General features: G+C 64.3%; 26 protein-coding genes. 15 read left to right on the forward strand and 11 right to left on the reverse strand.

Annotated elements, in window-relative coordinates; translation table 11 throughout:
• The first annotated feature begins 43 nt into the window (after positions 1-43).
• The gene (locus tag P6U25_RS26485; protein WP_407147703.1) at positions 44-1015 is read left to right on the forward strand and encodes a LysR substrate-binding domain-containing protein; all 972 of its coding nucleotides are present in this window, start codon (positions 44-46) and stop codon (positions 1013-1015) included.
• Here P6U25_RS26485 and P6U25_RS26490 read toward each other — a convergent pair.
• From P6U25_RS26490 to P6U25_RS26510, 5 genes are all read right to left on the reverse strand, one after another.
• Positions 963-1184, reverse strand: coding sequence for a hypothetical protein (locus P6U25_RS26490; RefSeq protein ID WP_407147704.1), 222 nt, complete (start codon positions 1182-1184; stop codon positions 963-965). The genes P6U25_RS26485 and P6U25_RS26490 overlap by 53 nt on opposite strands.
• Positions 1185-1479: 295 nt before the next feature.
• Entirely contained in the window at positions 1480-2718 is a 1239-nt protein-coding gene (locus P6U25_RS26495) for a sensor histidine kinase (RefSeq protein WP_407147705.1), read from the reverse strand.
• Positions 2719-2939: 221 nt separating this feature from the next.
• Positions 2940-4217, reverse strand: coding sequence for an allantoate amidohydrolase (locus P6U25_RS26500; RefSeq protein WP_407147706.1), 1278 nt, complete (start codon positions 4215-4217; stop codon positions 2940-2942).
• Between the two features lie 170 nt (positions 4218-4387).
• Positions 4388-5326 carry an allantoinase PuuE gene (gene puuE / locus P6U25_RS26505; protein ID WP_407147707.1) on the reverse strand — a complete coding sequence of 313 codons (939 nt, stop codon included), beginning with the start codon at positions 5324-5326 and terminating at the stop codon, positions 4388-4390.
• A 1-nt stretch (position 5327) separates the two neighbouring features.
• Positions 5328-5741 (reverse strand): DUF3830 family protein, encoded by a 414-nt coding sequence (locus P6U25_RS26510; RefSeq protein ID WP_407147708.1) that lies wholly within the window; start codon positions 5739-5741, stop codon positions 5328-5330.
• 196 nt (positions 5742-5937) lie between these two features.
• On the opposite strand from P6U25_RS26510, the gene P6U25_RS26515 reads away from it, so the two are divergent.
• Positions 5938-6672 carry an SDR family NAD(P)-dependent oxidoreductase gene (locus P6U25_RS26515; protein WP_407147709.1) on the forward strand — a complete coding sequence of 245 codons (735 nt, stop codon included), beginning with the start codon at positions 5938-5940 and terminating at the stop codon, positions 6670-6672.
• Between the two features lie 236 nt (positions 6673-6908).
• Positions 6909-7109, forward strand: coding sequence for a hypothetical protein (locus P6U25_RS26520; protein ID WP_407147710.1), 201 nt, complete (start codon positions 6909-6911; stop codon positions 7107-7109).
• A 37-nt stretch (positions 7110-7146) separates the two neighbouring features.
• On the opposite strand, the gene P6U25_RS26525 is transcribed toward P6U25_RS26520, so the two are convergent.
• The 3 genes from P6U25_RS26525 to P6U25_RS26535 form a co-directional block, all read right to left on the reverse strand.
• Positions 7147-8016, reverse strand: a complete 870-nt coding sequence (locus tag P6U25_RS26525) for an aldose 1-epimerase family protein (protein ID WP_407147711.1) — start codon at positions 8014-8016, stop codon at positions 7147-7149.
• A gap of 120 nt (positions 8017-8136) precedes the next feature.
• Entirely contained in the window at positions 8137-8907 is a 771-nt protein-coding gene (locus tag P6U25_RS26530; RefSeq protein WP_407147712.1) for an enoyl-CoA hydratase-related protein, read from the reverse strand.
• Positions 8908-8926: 19 nt separating this feature from the next.
• Positions 8927-9361, reverse strand: a complete 435-nt coding sequence (locus tag P6U25_RS26535) for a MarR family winged helix-turn-helix transcriptional regulator (protein WP_407152619.1) — start codon at positions 9359-9361, stop codon at positions 8927-8929.
• A gap of 312 nt (positions 9362-9673) precedes the next feature.
• On the opposite strand from P6U25_RS26535, the gene P6U25_RS26540 reads away from it, so the two are divergent.
• The 8 genes from P6U25_RS26540 to P6U25_RS26575 all read left to right on the forward strand — a co-directional run bounded on the left by P6U25_RS26540 (position 9674) and on the right by P6U25_RS26575 (position 18137).
• Positions 9674-10564 (forward strand): CHAD domain-containing protein, encoded by an 891-nt coding sequence (locus P6U25_RS26540; protein WP_407147713.1) that lies wholly within the window; start codon positions 9674-9676, stop codon positions 10562-10564.
• Positions 10565-10721: 157 nt separating this feature from the next.
• A complete protein-coding gene (locus tag P6U25_RS26545) occupies positions 10722-10994 on the forward strand; it encodes a helix-turn-helix domain-containing protein (RefSeq protein ID WP_407147714.1) in 273 nt (90 codons plus the stop codon).
• On the forward strand, positions 10994-13006 hold the full coding sequence (hyfB, locus tag P6U25_RS26550; RefSeq protein WP_407147715.1) for a hydrogenase 4 subunit B: 2013 nt from the start codon (positions 10994-10996) through the stop codon (positions 13004-13006). Before P6U25_RS26545 ends, hyfB begins: the two co-directional genes overlap by 1 nt.
• The gene (locus tag P6U25_RS26555; RefSeq protein WP_407147716.1) at positions 12997-13953 is read left to right on the forward strand and encodes a respiratory chain complex I subunit 1 family protein; all 957 of its coding nucleotides are present in this window, start codon (positions 12997-12999) and stop codon (positions 13951-13953) included. The genes hyfB and P6U25_RS26555 overlap by 10 nt, the downstream gene beginning before the upstream one ends.
• Complete coding sequence (locus tag P6U25_RS26560) at positions 13953-14615, forward strand: hydrogenase-4 component E (RefSeq protein WP_407147717.1); 663 nt, start codon at positions 13953-13955, stop codon at positions 14613-14615. The genes P6U25_RS26555 and P6U25_RS26560 overlap by 1 nt, the downstream gene beginning before the upstream one ends.
• Positions 14612-16060: a hydrogenase 4 subunit F gene (locus P6U25_RS26565; protein ID WP_407147718.1), complete on the forward strand. Its 1449-nt coding sequence runs from the start codon at positions 14612-14614 to the stop codon at positions 16058-16060. The genes P6U25_RS26560 and P6U25_RS26565 overlap by 4 nt, the downstream gene beginning before the upstream one ends.
• 19 nt (positions 16061-16079) lie before the next feature.
• Complete coding sequence (locus tag P6U25_RS26570) at positions 16080-17591, forward strand: NADH-quinone oxidoreductase subunit C (protein ID WP_407147719.1); 1512 nt, start codon at positions 16080-16082, stop codon at positions 17589-17591.
• 12 nt (positions 17592-17603) lie between these two features.
• Complete coding sequence (locus tag P6U25_RS26575; RefSeq protein ID WP_407147720.1) at positions 17604-18137, forward strand: NADH-quinone oxidoreductase subunit B family protein; 534 nt, start codon at positions 17604-17606, stop codon at positions 18135-18137.
• Positions 18138-18381: 244 nt separating this feature from the next.
• Here the strand turns inward: P6U25_RS26575 and P6U25_RS26580 are convergent, their stop codons facing one another.
• Positions 18382-19392 (reverse strand): LacI family DNA-binding transcriptional regulator, encoded by a 1011-nt coding sequence (locus P6U25_RS26580; protein WP_407147721.1) that lies wholly within the window; start codon positions 19390-19392, stop codon positions 18382-18384.
• A gap of 99 nt (positions 19393-19491) precedes the next feature.
• Here P6U25_RS26580 and P6U25_RS26585 point away from each other — a divergent pair, with 99 nt between their 5' ends.
• From P6U25_RS26585 to P6U25_RS26600, 4 genes are all read left to right on the forward strand, one after another.
• Positions 19492-20364, forward strand: a complete 873-nt coding sequence (locus P6U25_RS26585) for a phytanoyl-CoA dioxygenase family protein (RefSeq protein ID WP_407147722.1) — start codon at positions 19492-19494, stop codon at positions 20362-20364.
• A gap of 137 nt (positions 20365-20501) precedes the next feature.
• Entirely contained in the window at positions 20502-21845 is a 1344-nt protein-coding gene (locus tag P6U25_RS26590) for an MFS transporter (protein ID WP_407147723.1), read from the forward strand.
• A 3-nt stretch (positions 21846-21848) separates the two neighbouring features.
• On the forward strand, positions 21849-22709 hold the full coding sequence (locus P6U25_RS26595) for a sugar phosphate isomerase/epimerase family protein (protein ID WP_407147724.1): 861 nt from the start codon (positions 21849-21851) through the stop codon (positions 22707-22709).
• A gap of 108 nt (positions 22710-22817) precedes the next feature.
• Complete coding sequence (locus P6U25_RS26600; protein WP_407147725.1) at positions 22818-24275, forward strand: hypothetical protein; 1458 nt, start codon at positions 22818-22820, stop codon at positions 24273-24275.
• A gap of 12 nt (positions 24276-24287) precedes the next feature.
• Here P6U25_RS26600 and P6U25_RS26605 read toward each other — a convergent pair whose 3' ends face one another.
• The gene (locus P6U25_RS26605) at positions 24288-25073 is read right to left on the reverse strand and encodes a division plane positioning ATPase MipZ (protein WP_407147726.1); all 786 of its coding nucleotides are present in this window, start codon (positions 25071-25073) and stop codon (positions 24288-24290) included.
• Between the two features lie 247 nt (positions 25074-25320).
• Positions 25321-26109, reverse strand: coding sequence for a crotonase/enoyl-CoA hydratase family protein (locus P6U25_RS26610; RefSeq protein ID WP_407147727.1), 789 nt, complete (start codon positions 26107-26109; stop codon positions 25321-25323).
• Positions 26110-26139: the final 30 nt, after the last annotated feature.

A 26139-nucleotide genomic window follows, 5' to 3' on the forward strand; every position in this document is an offset into this window, starting at 1 on the left:
CATTGGCTAATATCTTTTCGTATTGGCCCAATAGAGAGAAGTTATGTCCCTCAACCTGCATCTGCTTCGCCTGTTCGCGGCCGTGGCGAAGACCGGGAGTTTCTCCCGAGCCGCCGACCTCTTGCACATCAGCCAGCCGGCGATCTCCAAGGGCGTGCGCGATTTCGAGCTGCAGGTCGGCTGCCGTCTGCTCGACCGCACGCCCAAAGGGGTGCGGCCGACCCGGGAAGGTGCCGCGCTGGCCCGGCACGCGGAGACGCTGTTCGCGGCCGAGCGGGCCGCCGAGGACGAGTTGCAGGCGTTACGGAACCTCGACAGCGGCTCGCTGCGGATCGGCGCCAGTACGACGATCGCGACCTACATGATCCCGGAATATCTCGGCATCTTTCATCGCGCCTTTCCCGGCATCGACCTGCACGTGGTCAGCGCCAACACCAGCGATATCGCCGCGCTGATGCTGGGGCATGAAATCGAGATCGCCCTGGTCGAGGGGCCGGTGGAAGACGAGAACCTGACCAGCTCGGCCTGGCGCACCGACGTGATGGGCCTGATCGCAGGCCCCGACCACCGCTTCGCGGCGGCCGCCGGGCCGATCGACATCCGCCAGCTCAACGACGAGATCCTGATCGTGCGCGAGCCCGGTTCAGGCACGCGCGAGGTGGTCGCGCAGGCATTTGCCGCCCACCGCGTCCGGCCGCAACGGACCCTCGAGATCGGCAGCACCGAGGCGATCAAGCAGGCCGTGGCCGCCGGCGTTGGGGTTGCCATGGTGTCGATGGCGACAATCGACGATCAGGTCAGGCTCGGAAAGCTGAAGGTCATCCCGATCAGGGGCGTCCACATCGAGCGCACGCTGTGGCAACTCAAATCGCCCGGTCGGCTGGAGGTGCCCGCGGCGGTCGCGTTCGAAGGCATCATTCGGGAGAAGCAGGCCGCGAAACCGGCACCGCGCAAACCGGCGCTCAAAGCGCGGCAAACAGCCCCTGTGCCCAGGCCACGGCATGCTCGAAGCTGAACACGCCGGGCTCGAAATAGACGGCACGCGCCAGCACGATGCCGATCACCAGCACCCAGAACACGCTGGTGCCCGCGGTCTTCAGCCATTTCGACGCGCGCCCGCTCGCGATCGAAGGATCGATTGCAGGGACCGGCTCGCCGAAGGGATCGAATGCGGATTGGCTCATTGTCGCGACCATCAGGAATACCGTGAAGATGTCGCGACAACGGGTGCGGAAGCAAGGGTAGCGCAGTGCCTTTTACGGCAGCACCTTGGAAGGAGCTTTCGTTCGAGCGGGAGTAAGGAGAGTTTTCTTCTCCACTTGCCGAGATCGCGTGCCACACTCCGTGTCGTCCCTGCGGAAGCAGGGACCCATAACCACGAAAGCTGGTGGTAGCGTGACGCTGGAACGACGAATTCCGTTCACAACATCCGCTGCGGAGTATGGGTCCCTGCTTTCGCAGGGACGACAATCTTTGCAATCAACTATCGGTGCCACGTTGCGGCGCTACGCGCGGCAGCGTGATCCGCACGCTTGTCCCCCTGCCCGGGGCACTGTCGAGATGGATCTCTCCGCCGAGCCGGTTGGTGACGATGTTATGAACGATGTGCAGGCCGAGCCCAATGCGGCCGTTGTCGCGACGGGTGGTGAAGAACGGATTGAAGGCCTGCCGGCGTACATCGTGCTCCATCCCGCAGCCATCGTCGGCGAACAGGATTTCGACGTGCTCTGCGCCTGACGCACACAGCCGGATCGTAATCGTGCCGCCCTTGCCATCCGGAAATGCGTGCGCGACCGAATTGACAAACAGGTTGGTGAGGACCTGGCCGTAAGGGCCGGGATAGCTGTTCATCGCAAGATCAGGCGGGCAATCAACGCTGAGCGTCAGGTTGTTCTTCGGCAATGCCGGGCGCAGCTTGGCAAGAACCTGCTCGGTTGCCTCGCCGAGATCGAACTGGCTCCGGTCGAAATAGCTTCGATCGACCGCCACCTGCTTGAACGATTGCACCAGATCGGCCGCGCGCTTGAGATTGCCGACCAGCAGCGAGGAGGCGCTTTCGACGACCTCGATGAAATCGCTCAGGCTGGACCGCTTCAATTTGCCGCGCGCAGCCTCGGCAGCAAAGTCGGCGCATTTTTGCTCCAGTACCGAAGCGACCGTGAGGCTGGTGCCGACCGGGCTGTTGATCTCGTGCGCGACGCCGGCCACCAGCCGGCCCAGCGCCGCGAGCTTCTCCGCCTCGATCAGCGACGCCTGGGTCTCCTGCAAGTGGTGCAAGGCGCGCTCGGCCGCATCCCGGGCGGCGCGGATATCGCGTTCGCTGCGCTTGCGCTCGGTGATCTCCTCGGCCGCAACGTTGACGCCGACAATGTTCCCATTCGGCCCGCGCTGCGGGTGCCAATGCGTGATCCAGCATCGCTCGTCATTGTGGCCCGGGCGCTGGCCGTACACCTCCACGCCGGTCACGGGCTCTCCGGTCTCCATGATCGAACGAACGATGCCTTCGACCGCCGGAGCCAGTGCCGGCACACAATCGCGTACCGTACGTCCAAGATGGCCCTCGACCGAAATGCCGCAGATCTCGGTCAGGCGGTGGTTGATCTGAAGATAGCGGCAGTCGGGAGAGAGGTAGGCAAGGCCGATCGGCGCCGTGTCGTAAATCAACTGCAGCGCCGGTTGCTTTGGGAATTGAATCTCTTGGACGACGGACGACCTCATGTCCCCCTCCCGCTCAGGCAAGTCTAACGGTTCATGGCAGCCCGCAACAGTCTCACGTTGGTTTCGGAGCCGGATCCGTTCGGATTTGGCACGAAGTGCATAGTGGGGCCGACAAAGCCTGTGCGATCGTACCGCATCCTCGCACCAGAACACAACCCATGGTTGGGTGCATGCAACGCGAACGACGGCAAGCCCCGGCGCCGACAGCGCGCGCGCCAGGTTCAGCTATTGGCTGACTTGCCCGGCTTGAAGTTCTCGATGACGCGCAATAGCACCCGCGCACCGATTTCGGCGTCGGGGAGTTCGACATGCTCGGCCGGATTGTGGCTGATCCCGCCGCGGCACCGCACGAAGATCATGCCGATATCGGCAATGTCGGCCATCGCCATGCCGTCATGCCCTGCCCCGCTTGGCAGCTCGAATAGCGTAAAGCCTTCGGCAGTGACCGCGTCAGCAATTTGCGATGTCAGCCATGCAGCGCAGGGCACGCTGCGGTTCTCATGGGTGACCTCGACCTGCAATGTGAGTGCGCGACGTTTTGCGATCGCTTCGATCCGCTGCAAGATGTCAGCCACCGCGCGCGTGCGGTGTGCGTCGCTTTGCGAGCGGATATCGATGGTGAAGGACGCTTTCCCGGGGATCACGTTGGTGGCGCCCGGCATCGCGCTGACACAGCCGACGGTGCCGAGCAGGCCTGTCTGATCGTCCCCGCAGAACTCCTCGATCGCGATGATGCACTCGGCCACGCCAGTCAGTGCGTCGCGGCGCAGCGCCATCGGCACGGTTCCGGCATGACCGGCGACACCCGAGATCTCAGCCGCAAGCCGGGTTGCGCCTGCGATCGCGGTGACGACGCCAACCGGCAATCCCTTCTGTTCCAGCACCGGTCCCTGCTCGATGTGCACCTCGACATAGCCGAGCAGCTCGCCACGGGCGCGCGCCGCCTTGCCGACATGATCGGGATCGAGCCCGAACTGGATCAGCGCGTCGCGCATCGATATGCCGGTGCGGTCGCGCGTGTTGAGCACGCTCTCGTCGAAGGTGCCGGCCACGGCGCGGCTGCCGAGCAGGGTCGAGGCGAAGCGCACGCCCTCCTCGTCCGCGAAGCCCACGACCTCGACCGCGAATGGCAGCCTTTTGCCACGCCGGTTCAGATCGGCGACGCAGGCGATCGCGGTGATGACGCCGAGCGGACCATCCCATTTGCCGGCATCTCGAACCGTATCGTAGTGCGAGCCCAGCATCAGGCACGGCAGGCCCGGCCGATCGCCTTCGTAGCGGCCGCAGACATTGCCGATCGCATCGAGATGCGCGCTCATGCCGGCCTCGCGCATCCAGGCCAGGATCAGATCGGCGGCCTTGCGGTGTTCTTCCGTCAAGAAGATCCGCGCCAGATGCTCCGGCGTTTCGGAGATCGCCGCGAGCGCATTGATCCGCGCCACGATCTCTTCGCCGAGCGATGGCTGCTTCGTTTCGTTTGCAGTGCCCAGCTCGCTCATGCTCTTCCTGTGTAAACGTATCGATCCTGTCCGCCCGAACTGACGCGACCGGCCCGCGGCGATGGCCTGCTAAAGCGCGATGAGATTGGGTCGTATCATCATCGCGCTTTAGCTCCTTGTTTGCGCATGATCTTTTCGGAAAACCGCTTCACACTTTTCCGGATCATGCTCTAGCCAATCTCGAATGCCTCACCTGCCAGATGCTTCAGGTGGGCGTGCCAGTGCTCGGCGATCGCCAACCGGGTCGGCACCCACACCCGCTCGTGCTTCTGGATATAGTCGAGGAAACGCATCAGCGCGGCGGTCCGGCCGGGGCGGCCGACCACCCGGCAATGCAGGCCGACCGACATCATCTTCGGAGATGTCGCGCCTTCGGCATAGAGCACGTCGAAACTGTCCCTCAGGTAGGTGTAGAACTCATCACCACCGCCGAAGCCCTGCGCGTTGATGAAGCGCATGTCGTTGGCATCGAGCGTGTAGGGGATCACCAGGTGCGGCTCGGTGCCCGGGGCCTTGATCCAGTACGGCAGGTCGTCAGCATAGGAGTCGCAGAGATAACGCAGGCCGCCGGTCTCCATCAATAACCGCAGCGTGTTGATCGAAGAGCGGCCCGTGTACCAGCCGAGCGGCCGGGCGCCCGTCGCCTCGGTGTGGACGGCGATGGCGCGAGCGATTTCGTCGCGCTCCTCGGCCTCCGACATATCCTTGTGCTCGACCCAGCGCAGGCTGTGACTTGCGATATCCCAGCCCGCCTCCTGCATCGCGGCGACGACGTCCGGATTGCGCTTCAGCGCCATCGCGACGCCGAATACGGTGGGCGATATCTTGCGCTCAGTAAATATCCGCCACAATCGCCAGAAGCCCGCGCGCGAGCCGTATTCGAACATCGATTCGATGTTGGCGTGACGCTTCCCGGCCCAGGGCCGCGCGCCAAGCACGTCCGAGAGGAACGCTTCCGAGGCGCTGTCACCATGCAGGATGTTATTCTCGCCGCCCTCCTCGAAATTGACCACGAACTGCACGGCAACCCGCGCCCCATCCGGCCACTTCGGATCAGGCGGATTGCGGCTATAGCCGCGGAGATCGCGCGGATAGCGGGGCTCGGTCACATCAGACTTCCTCGAAGCGGATGTTCTGCGCGCCCTTCCAGAGCACGGTCTTGCCGAAGGTGGTGAGGTTCTGCAGTCCTGAGGTCAGAGTGATGAAATGGTTACCGGCAAGCTGGCCCATCTTGCTCGCGAAATGCACACCGCCATAGGCGAGCAGGATTTCGGTCTCGCTGATGCCGCCGGGATAGAGGATGATCTGGCCCGGCGCCGGGTAGCTGGTGTGGTTCTCATAGGAGACACCGAAATCGAGATCGCCGAGCGGCATCCAGACGCCCTCGCCGCTCCAGCGCACATGGATCGCCTGGCTCTCGAACGGCATCGCCTTGCGGAAGGCGGCGACCGTTTTCGGCGCGAGCTGCTCTTCGAAACGGGCGTCAAAGGTGAACTCGCCGGCGCGGACAATCAGTTTGCTCATCGGTCTCTCGTAGGTGGCGTCTGCAGGAATGATACCTCCAGCATTGCCGCCGGGCGACGCCCGACGCAAGGCCGATTCCGGCCGCAGGCCCGGTTTTTCGCCGCCGACCGGTCCGCAACGCAGATGTGAGCAAGGTTGCATTGCGCCGCGCGGCGCGGTTTGCGAACCTCAGACGACACGCGAAAGAGGTGTCTCCATGACAACAAACAGCCTGCACGGACATGTGGCGCTTGTGACCGGTGGATCGCGCGGCATCGGCGCGGCAATCGTCAAGACGCTGGCAGACGCCGGCGCGGCAGTCGCGATCAACTATCACGCGCGATCGACCGAGGCGGAGACGCTGGCGAAGAGCATCAGCGCGGCCGGAGGCCGGGCTGTCGCGATCGGCGCCGACGTGTCCGAAACCCCAGCCGTCGCCGACATGGTCGCGCGCGCACGGTCCGAGCTCGGCCCGATCGACATCCTCGTCAACAATGCCGGGATCGCAATCGTCAAGGGCGTCGATGATCTCACGGAAGAGGATTTCGATCGCACCATCACGGTCAATCTCAAATCGGTTTTCCTGTGCACGCAGGCGGTGCTGCCGATGATGCGAACCAAGCAATGGGGCCGCATCGTCAACATCTCGTCAGGGGCCGCGCGCGGCGGAGGCGCGATCGGGCCGCACTACAATGCGTCCAAGGCCGGCATCGAAGGCCTGACCCGCGGCTATGCGGCGCGGCTTGTCAAGGAAGGCATCACCGTGAATGCCGTCGCGCCGTCCCTGATCGAGACCGACATGATGAAAGGACAGACCGGGCTGGTTAGCCGGATCCCCATGGGACGTTTCGGCACGTCCGAGGAGGTCGCGCAGGCCGTGATGCTGCTGGTCAACAATTCATACATGACAGGACAGACGATCGCGATGAGCGGCGGCATGGCGTTCAACTAGGCGCCGGCGCGCTGGACGCGGCGCACCGAACTGGCGGCAGATCCCGATCACGTCATCGATATCATCAGGCAGGGAACCCTGACGGCCAGGGAGATCACGGAACGCACCAAGCGTGACGTGATGGAGGGGCTCGGCCTGTTCCAGCTCTGATGCTTCAAGATGTCATCAAACCGTGTGGGAACCGTGCTTGTCTGCTGTCGTTGACTGGCAGGCGAAGAACGGATTTGGAGTTTGTCGTGATCGATCCGAAAGCGCTTCTCGAACGCGCCTCGCAGCTAACTGACCAGGCCAAGGATGAGAAGGACCAGAGCATCCGGGAACGGCTGCTGCGCATGGCGGAGCATTACCGGGATCTGGCAGCGCATGAGGCCTGGGCGCGCGAGAACCCGCCCTCGGTCAGCGGGATCACGAGCGTGCTCGGAGGCCGCGCATCCTGATCAGCCGAATGCCGTCGATCAGCCGCGATCCGGCGCTTCAGCTCACACGAATGCAATAGCTCAGCGACTGCCGCGCGCCCGGCGCGATGTGCATCAGGCCGGGCTTATCGACGAACTCGCCGTCGAATTCCGTCGGGCTTGCGAAACCGTGCCATGGCTCGATGCAGAGAAACGGCGCACCGCCTACCTTCGACCAGATCCCGAGCTCTCGAAAGCCGTTCCACGAGACGTCGATCGCCGGACCTTGCCCAGCCGCGAAGCGAACCGACCTGCTCGCGACCTGGTCGAGGATCATGGCGTCGTCGTCGAACAGCCGTTCCGACAATGCGAGCGTCCTTCCCCTGATCGCGCTGGGTTCGGATTGCGGCCGCATCAGCCCATCCTTCAAACGGCGGACCGGTGCAGGCTCATCTTTCGCGAAATTCAGCGAGTAAGCTTCCTTCGGCAGCTCCGGCAGCAGCGGCCAGTTGAAGGCCGGATGACCGCCGAGCGAGGCCGGAAGGGTGACATCGCCGGTATTGATGACATCGAAAGCGACGTCGAGGTCTGCGCCGTCGATCCGGTAAGTGACTTCGAGCCTGAAGGCGAAGGGATAGCGTGCGCGGGTTTCTGCGTCGTCGGTGAGCACGAGCTTGCAAGAGCGCGGCCCCCGCTCCAGCCACGCAAAGCGCCGGTCCCTCGCAAAACCATGCTGCGTCATCGGATAGGTTTTACCGTGGTGACGCAGCGTGTCGTTCTTCAGCCGGCCGACGATCGGGAACAGCACCGGCGCGTGGCGCGGCCATTGCGGCCCGGCCTGCCACAGCAGCTCGGCGCCATCGGCCCCCTTAAGAGACGACAATTCGGCGCCCCGTGCCAGGACGGTCGCAGCGATCTTGTCGCCGCGCAGTGTGTGACTGTCGCTCATGCTTCGCCTCGCCGGACTGCGGTGTGACACGAAACGAGATGTTCGATCATGGCCGCGGCGTCAACCCCGTTGACGCACGCGGCCCAATTTCGATCTGCAGTGCCGGCGGAGTTTCGACACCTACCCGGTGATCTTCGAGAAATCCGGCTGACGACGTTCGGCAAAGGCGGCAAAGGCCTCACGCGCCTCTGCGCTCATCAGCCGCTCCTGGAAAATCTCGCCCTCGCGCGCCATTTGCGCTGATATCCGGGCGGTGTCGCGCATCAGCGCCTTGGTGTGCAGGAGCGACCCGAACGGCCGCTTGGCGAGCGCCTCGGCCGCCGCCCTTGCCTTGGCGCGGAGATCGTCGAGCGGCACGAGCGCGTTGGCAAGGCCGATGGCGACCGCAGCCTCGGCCTCGACCGGCTCGCCGAGCGCGAACATCGCATAGGCGCGCGCATAGCCGATGCGCTGCGGCAGGAGATAGGTCGAAGCGGCTTCCGGCACCAGCGCAAGATTGACGAATGGCGTGATCAGCCGCGCATTCGACGCGAGATACACGAGATCGCAATGCAACAGCATCGTGGTGCCGATGCCGACCGCATTGCCTTGCACGGCGGCAACCAGCGGCCGCGTCGCAGCCGCAAGCTTGGCGAGAAAGCGCGTCACATGGCGCTCGCCCCCCGCACCCTGCGAGACCGCGGCGAAGTCAGCGAGATCGTTACCGGCGGTGAAGCTGTCGCCGTCACCCTGGAACAGCACAGCGCGGATCGCGGGATCGCTCTCCGCGCGTTCCAGTGCATCGGCCATCGCGCCGTACATCGCGTTGGTGATCGCATTCTTCTTGTCCGGACGTGCCATCGTCACAGCAAGGACGCCCGCGTCCAGCGCCACCTTGACCAAATCACTCATGTCTCACTCCTGTTGCTTGCTAGGCGTCTTTGTCTTTTGGAAACTTCTCTTGCAGGCTGGTCAGCCAGCGCGACACCACGTCGATCTCGGCTTCCGAGAACCCGTCCATCAGGCGGTTGTTGATCACTCGGGTCCGCGTCGCCGCGCGCTTGCCGAGCTCCTGTCCTGCCACGGTCAGATAGAGCCGCTGGCTGCGCCCATCGTCTCCGTCGCGCCGGCGCTTGACGAGGCCTGCACGTTCCATCCGGTCGGCAAGCCCGGTCATCGCCGACGGCACGATGTCGAGCGCCTGCGAGACGTCGCCGATCAGCGCACCATCGTTGCGCCCGAGAAAGAACAGCACTCCCGCCTGAGCCGACGTCAGCTCGTGCGCGGCCGTCTCCTGCTCGATGGCGCGCTGCAACCGCCGATAGGCCACGGTCAAAAGAAAGATCAGCCGATGCTCTGCCTTCATGTGCATCGGTATATATTTCGCATACGAAATAGCAAGATATTGCGTGCACGAAATATCTAAAATCTACTCTCGCGAAATCGTGGACAAGACCAGCGGGCTGTCTCCAGACACGGACTTGCGTCCATGCAGTCGGTGGATTCGCCAGCGCTCTCGCGCGTCAGTTGCACGTGCGCTATTTTTCGTCGCTATGCAGCATTATTGGGGCGGTTCTTTTCAGAAAACCCTTGATCGAAATCAAGCAACCCGGAAAGCTTCGGACCCAAGGTGCCGCCTTGTCGCGTTTGCGGCTCCGACCGGGTCGCGAGAGGGTTCATGACGCTATCGGCAAATCCGGCCAAGGGGCGCGCTGTCCGCTCGAAGCGGCCGCGCCTTCTCAGTCCAGCCATGCGTTGTGAGACCGCGTTTCGTCTGATTCTGTCCGAATGCCTCGAGGAAGTCGCAACCAATCACGAAGCCGTCCGTGCCGGCGATCCGGCAGCGCTGCATCACACGCGCGTCGCGCTGACGCGGCTGAAGGCTGCGATCGCGTTTTATGGACGTATGGTCGCGGACCCCGAATGGTCACGCCTGAAATCCGAGCTGAAATGGTTGAGCGGATGCCTCGGGACGACGCGCGACCTCGATGTCGCAATCGAGAACAGCAAGGGCCGGCCCGAAGAGCGCGTGTTCGTGGCTGCGCGGGTCGAAGCCTTCGAGCGGCTCAAGGATGCGCTCGGCAGCGAGCGTTACACGCAATGGTTCGACGCGATGTGGGACTGGGTCGGCAGTGGCCCATGGACCGCAAGGCAGGATCGCGCGGCGCAACGGCGCGCCGTGCCAGTATCGGAATTTCATGCCCGACGTCTTGCGCGATGGCACAAGCAACTTGTGCAAAAGAGCCGCGGCTTGCAGGGCATGGGCAAGAACAAGCGGCATCGTGTCCGGCTGGCAGGCAAGCGGCTGCGCTATGCCATCGAATTCTCCGAAGGAGGATTGCCCGAGGATGAGTACGCAGCGTGGAAGGTCGTTCTGAAGCATCTGCGCAAAGGGCAGCAGGTGCTCGGCGAACTGAACGATGCGGAAGTTCGCCGCGCGCTCATCGAAAGTGTCGACGACCCGGACTGGCAAAGCGGGACAGCCGCGCACAAGAACCTGGACGAGCGAAAAAAGAAGAGCCGGCTCTTGCGCCGTGCTGCGGCGATCTATCGAAAAATCTCCGGCTAAGTGCATCGACCAGCTTGCATCGGCACGCAGCGCCGCTCGATTACCGGCTTGCACAAAACTGATGTGTGAAACATCATTTATTGCACTTGCAACATCATTACTTGGCGTGCATAAATGACAGCCAAACGGACCTGAGTCTCAATCGACGGTCAGCCTGATGATCACTGCCGCGCAGCTACGAGCTGCAAGGGCTCTGCTTGGCATCGACCAGCGGCAGCTCGCCGAACTATCCGGACTTTCGGTGCCGACCATCCAGCGCATGGAGGCAAGCGAGGGCACCATCCGGGGCAATGTCGACTCGCTGGTGAAGCTCATCGATGCGCTCGGCGCCGCCGGCGTCGAGGTCATCAACGAGGGAGCCGTCAGTAGCGGTGGTGGCCGCGGCGTCCGACTGAAGGCCGGATCGAGTACGCCGAAGGTGCAGATGTGATGCCGGCGGTCGACCAGCAGATTTGGTGTGTAGCCGCACTGCTGGGAACGACCCTTCTCGCGCTCGCAACGAACAGATCGCGCAAATCGACAACGATCGTCTACGGCGCAACGTTGGTGGTTTCGTTGATCGCCCTCGCCGGCGCGCTGCTCTCTCTCGTTACCCACGCCGACGCGACAGAATTGGTGCTGCCGATCGGCCTGCCTTGGCTCGGATCGCATTTCCGTCTCGACGCGCTTGCCGCATTCTTTCTTGCCGTGGTCAATCTCGGCGGCGCGGCGGCAAGCCTTTACGGCCTCGGCTACGGCAGCCACGACTCTGCGCCGCACCGCATCCTTCCGTTCTTTCCGACGTTCCTGGCCGGGATGAACCTCGTGGTGCTTGCGGACGACGCGTTCACCTACTTGCTGTGCTGGGAGTTCATGTCGCTCGCATCGTGGGCGCTCGTCATGGCGCACCATCGCGACGCGGACAATGCGCGAGCGGGCTACGTCTATCTCGTAATGGCAAGCTTCGGGACGCTGGCGCTGTTGCTGGCCTTTGGCCTGTTGTCGGGAGGCGGCGTCGGCTACGGATTTGCCGCCATGCGCAGCGCCCATCACACGCCATCCCAAGCGGGGCTGGTGCTCGCGCTGATGTTGCTCGGTGCCGGATCGAAGGCCGGCCTGGTCCCGTTGCACGTGTGGCTGCCGCTCGCCCACCCCGCGGCTCCGAGCCATGTCTCGGCGCTGATGAGCGGCGTCATGACGAAGGTCGCGATCTACGGATTCGTTCGGGTCGTGTTCGACCTGCTCGGTCCACCAAGCTGGTCGGCAGGGGTCGTCGTGCTGGTCCTCGGCGGTGCGACCGCCGTCATGGGAATTCTCTATGCGCTGATGGAGAACGACCTCAAGCGCCTCCTCGCCTACAGCACGATCGAGAACGTCGGCGTCATCTTCGCCAGCCTCGGCCTTGCGCTCGCATTCCAAGCGAATGGCCTTGGCCTGGCCGCAGCCCTCGCCTTCACGGCCGCGCTCTTCCACGTCCTCAACCACTCGATCTTCAAGAGCCTGCTGTTTCTCGGGGCTGGCGCCGTGCTGACCTCGACCGGCGAACGCGACCTGGAGAAACTGGGCGGCCTGATCCATCGTATGCCGCTCACGACCTTCGCCTTTCTCGTCGGCTGTGTCGCGATCTCGGCGCTGCCGCCGTTCAATGGATTCGCGTCGGAATGGCTGATCTTCCAGGCCGTTCTGCAAAGCCCCAATCTGCCGCAATGGGTGCTGAAGATCATGGTGCCCGCGGTCGGCGCATTGCTGGCACTAGCGGCGGCACTCGCGGCCGCTTGTTTCGTCAAGGCGTTCGGCGTCACATTCCTTGGACGCGCGCGGAGCCCCCTCGCGGCAGCGGCCGGCGAGGTCGATCGTTATTCGGTGGCGGCGATGTACAGCCTCGCGGCGCTCTGCTTCCTGGCCGGAATTCTGCCGGGCCTCGTCATTGACGCTCTTTCGCCCGTCGCGCTGGCCATCATCGGCCACCGGATGCCGATCCAGGCGAACGCCCCATGGCTCTCGATCGTCCCGATCGCGGAGAGCCGCAGCTCCTACAACGGATTGCTCGTCTTTGTCTTCATCACGGTCGCGGCGTCGCTTGCAGTCTATTTCATCCATCGCTTTGCGTCGCGCGCGATCAGACGGGGTCCCGCCTGGGGTTGCGGCTTCGGTGATCCGACACCGGCGGCGCAGTATTCCGGGGCCAGTTTCGCGCAGCCAATCCGCCGCGTCTTCGGCACGTTGGCCTTCCAGGCCCGCGAGCATGTCGACATGCCGCCGCCGGGCGACCTGCGGCCCGCTCGGCTCACGGTCGATATGCACGATCTGGTCTGGGAGCGACTGTACACGCCAGTGAGCAAGGCGGTGTGGTTCGCCGCCGACTGGCTGAACCAGCTCCAGTTCCTGACCATCCGCCGCTATCTCAGCCTCGTCTTTGCAACGCTCGTCACATTGCTGCTGGTGCTCGCGATATGGTCGTGATCTCCGACATACTCGTGCAGTTGGGACAGATGACGCTGGTGCTGCTGCTGGCGCCGCTACTGACGGGCTTCGTACGCAAGATCAAGGCGCGCCTCTTGCGCCGCAAGGGACCGTCCGTTTTCCAACCCTATCGCGACCTGCTGCGACTGCTGCGCAAGGAGGTCGTGCTCACGGAGAACGCGTCCTGGCTGTTCCGCGTCACACCCTATGTGACGTTTTCAGCCATCTGGGTCGCGGCGGCGCTGGTCCCGACGTTTGCGACCGGCCTGCAATTCAGTTGGAGCGCCGACCTGATCGCGATCGTCGCCCTGCTCGGAAGCGCGCGTTTCTTCCTTGCGCTCGCGGGCATGGATGTCGGCACCAGCTTCGGCGGCATCGGCTCCAGCCGCGAGGTGATGATCGCCGCTCTCGCCGAGCCCGCGATGATGCTGATGGTGTTCTGCGTGGCGCTGATTGCCGGCTCGACCCAATTGTCGACCGTCGCAACCTTCATGGCGTCGTCGGAGGTGGGACTGCGTGTCTCGCTCGGAATGGCGATGATCGCGCTCATCATGGTGGCGCTCGCCGAGAACGCTCGCATTCCGGTCGACAACCCGGCGACGCATCTCGAGCTCACCATGGTGCACGAGGCGATGATCCTGGAGTATTCCGGGCGTCATCTCGCCATGATCGAGTTCGGCGCCTTCCTCAAGCTCCTGCTCTACGTCTCCTTGATCATCTGCGTGTTCTTCCCTTGGCAGATCACGATCGTCGGCGCGGGCCCGCTGTCCTACCTGGTGAGCGTCGGCGCTTATTTCCTCAAGCTTGCCCTCGCCGGCTTTCTCCTCGCCGTGTTCGAAACCGCGACGGCAAAGATGCGCGTCTTCCGGGTTCCCGAGTTTCTCGGCGCGGCGCTGATGCTTGGCCTGCTCGGTACGCTTCTTCGATTCGTGTCAGAAAGCTTCTGATGCCCAATCTCGCTTTTGACATTGCCCATTTGCTCGCCGGCGGCCTCGTCCTGATCAGCTTCATGATGCTGTACCAGGACCGCCTGTACGCGCTACTGAACATCTTCGCGCTTCACGCATTGGTGCTCGCGTTTTCGGTCGGCTGGCAGGCGTTCATCCAGGATGCCCCGCATCTCTACGTGACCGCGGTCATCGCGCTGGTGTTCAAGGCGATCATCATCCCGGTGGCGCTGCATCGGATCATCAAGCAGCTCGGCATTCACCGCGATATCGAGACTGCCGTGGGCATCGGGCCCACCATGCTGGCGGGGATGGGGCTCGTCGCGCTCTCCATGGTGCTGATGCTGCGCGTGACCGGCGCGGCCGATCCGCTGGCCCGCGAAGACCTCGCCTTCGCGCTGTCGGTCGTGCTGCTGGGATTGCTGGTGATGGTGACACGGCGCAACGCCGTCAGTCAGGTCGTCGGCTTCATGTCGCTGGAGAACGGACTGGTGCTGGCGGCCACGGGCGCCAAGGGCATGCCGCTCGTCGTGGAGATCAGCGTCGCGTTTTCGATTCTCATCGCCTTCATCGTGATCGGCGTGTTCCTGTTCCGCATCCGGGAGCGGTTCGACACCGTCGACATCGGCGCTCTCGACGAATTCAGGGGAGAGCGGCGATGACCGCCGCGTCGGATGCCGTCGCCTGGGTGCTGTTGATCCCGATCTGCGCCGCGGCGGTGCTTGCGGCGCTGCCCGGCTACCGGCTGACCGCCGCGCTTAACGTTGTTGCAAGCCTCGGCACCTTTCTGGCCGCCCTGTCGCTGTTGGTCATCGCGCGTCCGCAGCCTGGCCAGTATCTGCTGGTAGATGACCTCAACATCGTCTTCATCGTGCTCAATACCTTCGTGGGCTTCACCACCAGCGTGTTCAGCGCGAGCTACATCGCCCACGAAATCGAGACAGGACGACTGACGCCGGGCTATTTGCGGTTCTACCACGCCATGTATCAGGTCATGATGTTCGGCATGAATCTCGCATTCGTGTCGAACAATATCGGCCTGATGTGGGTTGCGGTCGAGATCGCCACACTCACCACCGTCATGATGGTCGGCATCTATCGGACACACGCCGCGCTCGAGGCCGCCTGGAAGTATTTCATCCTCGGCAGCGTCGGCATCGCGCTCGCATTGTTCGGCACGATCCTGGTCTACATGGCGGCGCGACCGGTCGTCGGCGAGGGTCAGGACGCCATGGTCTGGACCGTCCTGATCGATCGCGCCGCGACGTTCGATCCGGCGCTGCTCAACGTCGCCTTCATCTTCTTGCTGTTCGGCTATGGCACCAAGGTCGGCCTCGCGCCACTGCACGCCTGGCTTCCGGATGCGCATGCCGAAGGCCCCACCCCGATCTCCGCCGTACTCTCCGGCCTGCTGCTCAACGTAGCGCTTTATGCGGTGCTCCGCTTCAAGATCCTGCTCGCCGCCAATCCGGACGCGATCTCGCCGGGTCCGCTGATGGTGACGATGGGGCTGACCTCGCTGCTGTTCGCGGCTTTCATGCTGTACCGCCGCCGCGACATCAAACGGCTGTTTGCCTATTCCTCGATCGAGCACATGGGCATCATCGTGTTCGCGTTCGGGATGGGCGGCCCGCTCGCCAACTTCGCCGGCCTGCTACACATGGTGATGCACAGCCTCACCAAGTCGGCGATCTTCTATGCCGTTGGCCACATCGCGCAGGTGAAGGGCACGCAGCAGATCGCCAACATCCGCGGCCTGACCGAAACGCATCCGGCGCTCGGCTGGGGACTTGCGATCGGCGTGGTCGCGATTGCCGGTCTGCCGCCGCTCGGCATCTTCATGAGCGAGTTTCTCATCGTCAGCTCGACCTTTGCGCGCCAGCCGCTGCTCGCTGTCCCGCTGGTGTTCGGCCTGCTGCTCGCCCTTGGCGCGCTCGTGCTGCGCCTGACGGGTGTGGCCTTCGGCGAGCCGCGCGGCAGCACCGCCCCGGCGAACGCATCCTACCTGCCGATGTTCGCGCATTTCGCGCTTGTCCTAACTGCGGGCATCTATCTTCCGGGACCGCTCGTCGTCTGGTTCCAGCACGTCGCCACCCTTCTGGGCTAGCGCGAGGGAGAAACAGCATATGCCGGCGCTGATCGATCTGATCCAGGCGGGTTGCAAGGTTGAACGGCACCATCCATGGGCGCGTGCAGTCGTCGACGATGAGATCTGGCTCTCCGCCGCCGGCGCCCTTGCGGATGGCACCCTGAGTCTGCTCGGGCTATGGGGCGAGCCATCACGCGTGAATATGGCCGTCCTCGACGACAGCACGTCCGATATCGGCGTGATCAGCCTGGATTGTCCGGATCGTCGCTATCCGTCGGTCGCGGCCTGCCACCGTCCGGCGCTTCGACTGGAGCGCGCCATCCGCGACCTGTTCGGACTGGAGGCTGTGGGAACACCGGATGCCCGCCCCTGGCTCGATCACGGCCGCTGGCACAAGCGCGCCCCGCTGGGCAAACGCCTCGATGCATCGCCGGAGGCTTCGCCCTATCCGTTCCTTCCGGCCGAGGGTGATGGCTTGCATCAGGTTGCGGTCGGCCCAGTGCATGCCGGCATCATCGAGCCCGGGCATTTCCGCTTCACCGCAAGCGGAGAGACGGTGGTCCGCCTGGAGCAGCGACTCGGGTACACGCACAAGGGTGTCGAAGGACTGATGGCGGCGAGCACCGTCGAGCAGGCGGCACGCCTCGCCGGCCGGATATCCGGCGACAGCACCGTCGCCTACGGGATCGCATTCGCGCAAGCCGTCGAAGCCGCGTTGCAGATCACCGTGCCGCGCCGCGCGCTGTGGTTGCGCGCGCTGATGGCCGAACTCGAGCGCCTCGCCAATCATCTCGGCGACATCGGCGCGATTTGCAATGATGCGTCGTTTGCGCTGATGCACGCGCATTGCGGCGTACTGCGCGAGCGCGTGCTGCGCGCCGCCGACGCTGCGTTCGGCCACCGCCTGATGCGGGATATTGTCCTCCCGGGCGGCTTGGCGCGCGACATCGCGGGCGACGGACCGGCTGCGATCCGCACAGCGCTCGGCGAGATCCGCCGGCACTTCCCGGCGCTGGTCGATCTTTACGACAACACCGCCTCGCTCCAAGATCGCACTGTCGGTGCCGGCAGCCTCAATCCTGCGCTCGCCCGGCAATTCGCGGCCGGCGGTTATGTCGGGCGCGCGAGCGGCCGCAATTTTGATGCCCGCCGCAAGCCCGGCTATCACCCCTACGACATGCTGCGCTTCGAGGTCCCTGTCCTCGACGACGGCGACGTCAACGCCCGCGTCTGGATTCGAATCCGCGAGGTCGAGCAAAGCCTGTCGCTCGTGGATCAGATCATGGGTGGGCTTGAACCCGGTCCGGTCAAAGTGCCGTTGCAAGCCGCATCCGAGCCTTCCGAAGGCATGGCGCTCGTCGAGGGTTTCCGGGGCGACATCCTGGCATGGCTGCGCCTGAGCGGTGACCGGGTCGAGCGATGCCATCTGCGCGATCCGTCATGGTTTCAATGGCCGCTGCTGGAGGCCGCCATCGAAGGCAACATCGTGGCGGATTTTCCCCTCTGCAACAAATCGTTCAACTGTTCCTATTCCGGGCAGGATCTCTGAGGACGAGGCAGCATGCGCAAACTTCTGTTTCAGAGCCTGCTTCGCCAGCCCCTGACCGAACAGGCGCCACGTCCTGACGACGCCGCGCTCGCGGAGCTCGCAGGCTTGGTCGGCCACGCCGCAAGACGCCGCCTCGGCCGTAGCCTCTCGATCCGAGAGGTTGACGCGGGCTCATGCAACGGCTGCGAGCTGGAAATTCACGCCCTGAACAACGCGTATTACGACGTCGAACGGTTCGGCATCCGGTTCGTCGCCTCGCCCCGTCATGCCGACGTCCTGCTCGTCACCGGTCCCGTCACGACAAACATGCGCGAAGCACTGGAGCGCACGTATCACGCGACTCCCAATCCCAAGTGGGTTGTCGCCGTAGGCGATTGCGCCAGAGACGGCGGATGCTTTGCCGGCAGCTACGCGGTGGTTGGTGGGGTCTCGGCAGTCGTGCCAGTCGATCTCCACATTCCGGGCTGTCCTCCAAGCCCGACGGCCATTCTGCGTGGCCTTATTGCCTTGCTGGTCGAAGTGGACTCTGGCATCGCAGCACGGTGAGAAGAGAAGTGGCGGCCTGCAGTCACGCGGCACCCGCGACTAGGTTGACCTGAAACAGCGTTGGAGGTCACCTCTCCCTTGGGAGAGGTCGATTTGCGCAGCAAATCGGGTGAGGGGTTATGGTCTATCGAGAGCGCAAGGGCCCTCACCCGGATTGCATCTGACGATGCAATCCGACCTCTCCCCGACGGGGAGAGGTCGACCGAAGCCGCGGCGAGTCGATTCCACCCAAACTCATCCCGCTCTAGCCGCTGTCGCGCAGCACCAGCTCGAAACCGAGGTCGATGCGACGCTCGCCACCGCGCTCCAGCGTCAGCGTTGCCGCGGTGCGGCCGATCGCGTCGCCATGCACGCTGATGGTGCTCAGCGCCGGTGAGATCAGCCGGCCCATTTCGAGATCGCCGAGACCGATGACGGCAACCGGTTGCTCCGACGCCGGCCCGTCGCGCAACAGCCTTGCCTTGCGCAAGCCCGCCATGAAGCCAATCGCGTGCGCATCGTTGGCGGCGAACACCGCATCGACATCAGGTAGGCGCGCATGCGCTGCGACACTGCCAGAGGCGTTGCGATCGAGGATCAGCCGGCGCGGCTCCGCTAGGCCGCTCGCCAGGATCTCGTCCCTGAAGCCGAGCCAACGCCGCGTCGCGCGCGGATCGTCGCCGCCGATAAACGCGAGTTGCTTGCGTCCCCGCGCGACCAGATGTTTCGCGACGGCCACGCCGGCCTGGTAATTGTCGAAGCCCGCGACCGCATCGATCGGCGTTGCCGGCAAATCCCAGGTCTCGACAATCGGAATGCGCGCATTGCGCAGCAGGCGGCTGCCTTCCTCCGTCGCCGGCGAACCGACCATGATGATCGCTTCCGGCCGCCGCGACAGCAGCGCTGCGAGCATGCGGTCCTCGCGCGCCGCGTCATAGCGCGACTGCGCCAGGATAACCGAAAAGCCGAGCGGCTCGAGCTTGTCGGATAGTCCCTGCACCGTGTCGGCGAAGATCGAGTTGGCGATCGTCGGCACCAGCACGCCGATCGAATTGGTTCGCGCGCTCGCCAGCGCGCCCGCGACCAGGTTCGGGACATAGCCGAGCTCGCGCATCGCCTGCTCGACCCGTGCTCGGGTCTCAGGAGCGACCAGATCGGGCATCCGCACCACGCGGCTCACCGTGATCGAGGAGACACCGGCGCGCTTGGCGACCGCCGAAAGCGTGGGCGCGGCATCGGCCGGAGCGACCTCGGGATCGGTCTGTTCGGAGTTCATGGCCCAACCCTGCCCGATTCCGGGTTGCCAAGCCATGATGTTAGCGCTAACATGCCTATATGTTAGCGCTAACATAGAGACAGGAAAGGGAGAAACGGCATGATTTCGGACGAACTGGTTCAGGCCTACAAGCGCGACGGGGTGATCGTGGTCCCCGAGGTGCTCGACCAGGAGACCCTCGGGCGGGTGCGCGCGGTGCTCGCAGAGCTGGTCGCCGGCGCCGCTGACGTCACCGAGCACACCGACGTCTACGACCTCGAGCCGGGTCATACTCGCGAAACTCCCCGCGTCCGCCGCATCAAGGCGCCGCACAAGGTGCATCCGATCTTCGACGAGATCGTCCGCAGCCCGGCCGTGATCTCGATCCTCACCAAGCTGATCGGCCCCGGGCTCCGCCTGCACGGCTCCAAGCTCAACATGAAGTCGGCGCAATACGGCTCGCCGGTCGAGTGGCACCAGGACTGGGCATTCTATCCGCACACCAATGACGACATCCTGGCGATCGGTGTGCTGCTCGACGATTGCGATCTCGAGAACGGTCCGATGCTGGTGACGCCGGGATCACACACCGGCAGCACCATGTGGGACCATCATGGCGATGACGGTTGCTTCGCCGGCCTGATCGATCCCGACCTGATCCAGGACGACATCAAGCGCGCGGTGCCCTGTATGGGCAAGGCCGGCAGCATGTCGTTCCACCATGTGCGCGCGCTGCACGGCTCGGCGACCAACACCTCGAGCAAGCCGCGCAATCTCTTGCTCTACGAAGTGGCCGCCAGCGACGCCTGGCCGCTGATGGGGGTGAAGGACTTCGACGAGTTCAACAGCCGGTTGCTCGCCGGTCCTCCGGTGGTCTCCCCGCGGCTCACCGATGTGCCGGTGCGAATGCCGCTGCCGCCGGCGAAGCGGCAGGGATCGATCTATGAAACCCAATCGGCGTCGAAGAAATCCTACTTCACCCGCGCCGCCTAAGACCGATGACGATGCCCGCGGCAACGCTGCGGGCATTGCCGCTTTCTCGAGCATGATCCGGAAAAGTGGATACCGGTTTTCCGAAGAGATCATGCTCAAACAAAACGATCATAAGAACACACAGAACGGGGAAACGAATGACCAAGATGGCAGATGGCGCCAGCAAATCGCGCCTGCGTGTGATTCTGGCCGCAAGCGTCGGCTCCGCGCTCGAATGGTACGACTTCTTCCTCTACGGCACCGCCGCTGCGCTGGTGTTCGGCGAGCTGTTCTTTCCGAAGAGTGATCCCATCGTCGGCACGCTGTTGTCGTTCCTCACCTTCGGCGTCGGTTTCGTGGTGCGGCCGCTCGGCGGCCTCTTGTTCGGCATCCTCGGCGATCGCTACGGCCGCAAGCCGGTGCTGGTCGCGACGCTGCTGATGATCGGCATCGGCACCACCGCGATCGGCTTTCTGCCGACCTATGCGCAGGTCGGGATCTGGGCGCCGCTCTTGCTGGTGGCGATGCGCGTGATTCAGGGCCTCGGCGCCGGCGCCGAATATGGCGGCGCGGTAATCTATCTGGTCGAGAACGCTCCGCCGAGACACCGCGGCTTCTGGGGCGGCTTTGCGCCGCTCGGTGTCTCCGTTGGCAATCTGCTCGCCGCCGGCGCGTTCGCGCTGGTGACGATGCTGCCGCGCGAGGACCTGATGAGCTGGGGCTGGCGCCTGCCATTCCTCGCAAGCTTCCTGCTGATCGTCGTCGGCATTTTCGTCCGCATGCGCGTGACCGAGACGCCGGTCTATACCGAAGCCGTGGTCGAACGCGGCAAGGTCGAGAGCAATCCGGCAATGGAAGCGCTGCGGCGTCATCCGCGCAACTTCCTCGTCGTGCTCGGCGCGCGAATGGCCGAGAACGGGCTTGGCTATTTCTTTCCGGTGTTCGGCCTGAGCTACGTCATCACCACCCTGGGCGTGCCGAAATCGGAAGCGCTCAGCGCGCTGATGCTCGCCTTCACGATCGAGCTGTTCGCGATCCTCGGCTTCGCCGCTTTGTCCGACCGGATTGGGCGGCGGCCGGTCTACATGTTCGGCGCAGTGGCGGGCGTGGCGCTGGCCTTCCCGTTCTTCTGGATGGTCGGCACCAAGAGCTGGATCATGATTGCGCTCGCTTTCATCCTGGCACGCGCCGTCGTGACCGCCGCGATGTTCGGACCACAGGCCGCCTACTTCGCCGAACTGTTCCCGCCGCAGCGCCGCTTCGCCGGCTTCGCCTTCGCACGTGAACTCGGCTCGCTGCTGTCGGGCGGTCCGGCGCCGTTCGTCGCCACTGCGCTGGTAGCGGCCTACGGCACCTGGTGGCCGGTCGCCTGCTACGCCATGTTCCTCTCCGCCTGCACGGTGGTCGCGATCTGGATCGGGCCCGAGACCTATCAGGAAAGCATCTCGGCCGACGACACCGCGCGCGAGGAGTTGCCCGCGGCGATTCCGGCCCGGGCCTGAGCCGTGACGCAGCAGCTTCGTGTCCTGCAGTCGCTCTGGGCGATGGAACGGCGGCTGGCCGACGAGCCGGAGTGGCGGCTCGAGACCCAGCTCGCGATGATCCGCGATGCCGGCTTCGACGGCGCCGGCGTGCGCTTCATCGATCGGGCCTTCGCGCATGAGGTCACGAGCTTCCTTCGCGCGCACGGCATGATCTGGCAAGCGCAGTGCTATCCGAAGACAGTCGACGAGCTGAAGCCGGTGCTCGAGCTGGTTGCGCAGCTCGGCGCCGATCACGTCAATCTGCAGGCGGATGTGCGTCCACGGCGGCTTGCGGATTGCATTCCGCTGCTCGAAGGCTGGCGGCGGCTTGCCGAGCAGGCGGGCGTTGCGGTGCACGTCGAAACCCATCGCGACCGCATGACGACCGATCTGTTCTTCATGCTCGACCTGCTCGACTGCTTTCCCGACCTGCGGCTGACCGCCGACTTGTCACACTATCTGGTCGGCCGCGAATTCGCCTGGCCGGTCGACGATGTCAACCACGCGCTGATCCATCGCATCCTCGACAATGCCTGGGGCATCCACGGCCGCATTGCAAGCCGCGAGCAGGTGCAGATCTCGCTCGGCTTTCCGCAACATCAGGGCTGGGTTTCCCTGTTCATGGGCTGGTGGGACTACGCCATCCGCTCCTGGCGGAAGCGCGCCGGCCCCGATGCAACGCTGACTTTTCTCTGTGAGCTCGGTCCTCCGCCCTATGCCATCACGGGGCCTGACGGCCGGGAACTCTCCGACCGCTGGCAGGACGCGCTCGTCATGAAGGACATGATCCGCGCGCTCTGGGATCGCATCGCGGACGAGCCGCAAGACCAAGCCTCGCGTTGATTCCGTCTCACCTCGGCGGCATCCTGACACAAACCGAAGTTCAGGACGCCGCGAGGACCCTTGCCCGTGCACGGCCGAACCCAATCGCTCCGACGCTTCGCGTGCACGGTGGCAGCGATCTTCGCCTGCACACAGGCGCCCGCGGCCGAGCCGACGCTCAATGTCGCGACCATGCCGCGCGTTGCGACCATTGACCCGCGCTTCCAATCCTACAACATCGAGATGGTCGAGGTAACCGGCGGACGGTTCTGGAAGCCCTATGCATCCAACGCCCAAGCCGGCGCTACAAGGGACGACAGGTTCGCGGCACGTGCGCCGATCGATCTTCACGATGGCAGGCTGCGCAGGCTCGCTGCGGCGCTGGCTCCCGCCTATCTTCGCGTCAGCGGCACCTGGGCCAACAGCACGTTCTTTGCAGATACCGACAGCCCGCCATCCGCGCTGCCCGCAGGCTTCAAGGGCGTTCTTACACGCCAGCAGTGGCGCGACGTCATTGACTTTTCCCACGCCGTCGACGCGCCGGTTGTCACATCATTTGCAATCAGCGCCGGCACGCGCGACGCCGGCGGGCGTTGGGCCTCGGAGCAGGCCGGGCACCTCCTCACTTTCACGCAATCCGTCGGTGGACATCTCGCCGCGGCCGAATTCATGAACGAGCCCGATCTTCCCGCGATCGGCGGCGCGCCTCGCGGCTACGATGTTGCGGCTTACGGCCGGGACTTCGCGACGTTCCGCGCTTTCATGAAGAGCACCGCGCCTGACGTCACGATCCTCGGCCCGGGCGCGGCCGGCACCGGCGCGGACGCCGCGTCGCTGTTCGCCGCCGTGGCACCACGCGTCGATGCGATTTCGTATCATCACTATGGTGCGGTCTCGGCCCGATGCGGCGGCGATCGCACGCCCGAGGCGGCATTGTCAGAGGAATGGCTGGCAAGTACCGACAGGACGCTCGCCGTCTACGAGGCGCTGCGCCATCGCTTCGCAGCGGGCAAGCCGATCTGGTTGACCGAGACCGGAGAGACGGCATGCGGCGGCAACCGCTGGGCGGCTACCTTCGCCGATACGTTCCGCTACCTCGATCAGCTCGGACGGCTCGCGAAGGCCGGCGTTCGGGTCGTGATCCACAACACGCTCGCCGCAAGCGATTATGGGCTGCTCGACGAGCAAACCCATTTGCCGCGGCCGAACTATTGGGCCGCACTGCTCTGGCGACGATTGATGGGAACGACCGTGCTGGATCCCGGCATCGCAGCGCGCCCCGGTTTCCACGTCTACGCCCATTGCGCGCGCGACACGCCGGGCGGCATCGCCCTGCTCGTCATCAACAACGACCGCGACAAACCGGGCGAGCTGATGCTGCCGACCGCCGCGCAGCGCTATACGCTGGCAAGCGACAAGCTCGCCGATGGCTCGGTTCGGCTCAATCGAACAACGCTGGCGCTGGATGCCTCGGACCAGCTCCCGCCGCTCACCGGCGAAGCGACCACGGCAGGAACGATCAAATTCGCGCCGGCAACGATCACGTTCTTGGTCGTTGCCGGGGCTGGCAATGCGACCTGTTCGTAGCGACCGGATGCCTCACGCGGCGCTGCGGTCGGCCTCGGATGTCTCAGGCGGACGCGCAATGAGATGGCCGAGCATGATGGCGGTCATCAGCCGCTCCATCTCGAGCCGCGCGGTGACGTGCGACATCGTTGGACGCGCGCCGGGCCCGAGCTGGCTGATGTCGTCGATCGCCGTCAGTCCGCGCGGATAGAATTCGCGGAAGATCACACGCTCGGCCAAGCCATCGACCAGACGGAAGTTCAACGTCTTCGACAGCTCTCCCAAGGCATCCCCGACCAGGCGCTTGTTGCGCGAGCCGAGCATGGACAGGCGATTGCGCAGCACCACCCATTCGAATGCCGGCTGATCATGCGTACTGCGCTCGCGCCGCGCCTCCTCCACCATCTTCGAATAATGGCTGATGCCGGTCACCTTGAAGTCATTAGGGTCGATAGTGCCGAGCACATCGAAATCGAGGAAGCTGTCGTTCAGCGGCGTGATCAGCGTATTCGCCAGGGAATGCATGAACGATGTCAGGTAAGTATCGTGACCGGGACAGTCGACGACGACGAAATCATGCGACCGGCTGAGCCGCTCGACGATTTCGCCAAGCGCGCTGCGCCCGAGCGTCTCGACCTCACTGGTCCTTCCGTTCACCGTCTCGAAGCACATATGCGTGGGGACCCCGAGCTCGAGCGAGGTTTCTCGCGCCCAGTCACGCCGGTTATCGATGTAGTGCGTCAGCGACTTCTGCTTGTTGTCGAGATCGATGGTTGCGACGCGCTGACCTGCCTTGATCAGCGCGATGGCGACATGCATGGCAATTGTCGATTTGCCCGAGCCACCCTTGTTGTTTCCTACGACAATTACACGTGCGTTTGTCATGCGATTCCAGACCGGACGCTTGAGCCAAAGCAGGATGCAGTAGAATTCAAGTATTGGAGTCGAATCTCCCTGATTCGACGAATCCCGACAAGAGTCGTCGCAGCGCCGTCATGATCGAAACGCAGTGGTTGCGACATGATTGCCACAACCAGACTTTGCCAGGCACGTATCGTGAACGCGGCTAGCGGCCCTGGAAGGTTGCGGCGCGGCGCTCGACGAACGACCTGATGCCCTCGGCCGCATCGGCGGTGTTGAGCACGCGCTCGCGGATCTGCGGAATGATCGCGATCGCGGCCTGCTCGCCGGCCTCGATGAACTTGCGGCCCGCTTCCTTCGTCACCTGGATCCCGAGCGGTGCGTTCCGCGCGATGATCTCTGCGAGCACCATCGCGCGCTCGACCTGCTGCCCCGCCGGTACGACTTCCTGCACCAGGCCGATCCGATGTGCTTCGGCAGCCGAGAATTCGTCGCACAGCAGCAGGTGATACATCGCATCACCCCACCCTGCACGGCTGATGTAGCGGAAATGCGCGCCCGCGAGCGGCGCGATCCCGCGCTTTGCCTCCATCTGGCAGAAGCGGCAGTCATCGGCGGCGACAACGATGTCGCCCGCCAGCATCATCTCGATGCCGACAGTGAACACGATGCCCTGCACCGCGGTGACGATCGGCTTCCGGCATCGCTTCGAGAGCCCGAACGGATCGACATTGCCTTCCGGCAACGGCTTGCGCGTTGCGGTCGGACCGAAGAATTTCGGCATGTCCAGGCCGGCGGTGAAATTGTCGCCGGCTGCGCAGAGCACGCCGACCCAGAGACTGTCGTCATGATCGAGCAGCGTGAGCGCATCCGACAGCTCCGCCATCATCTCCGGGCTGAACGCGTTCTTCTTCGCGGGGTTATCGATGACGATCTTCAGGATCCGGTCGTGTCGTTCGTAACGGACCCGCCCTTCGCTCGCGCTGCCAGGCATCGGCTCCTCCCGTTCTTGTGACCCATCAAA

This window comes from Bradyrhizobium sp. ORS 86, from assembly GCF_045571475.1.
Taxonomy (GTDB): Bacteria; Pseudomonadota; Alphaproteobacteria; order Rhizobiales; family Xanthobacteraceae; genus Bradyrhizobium.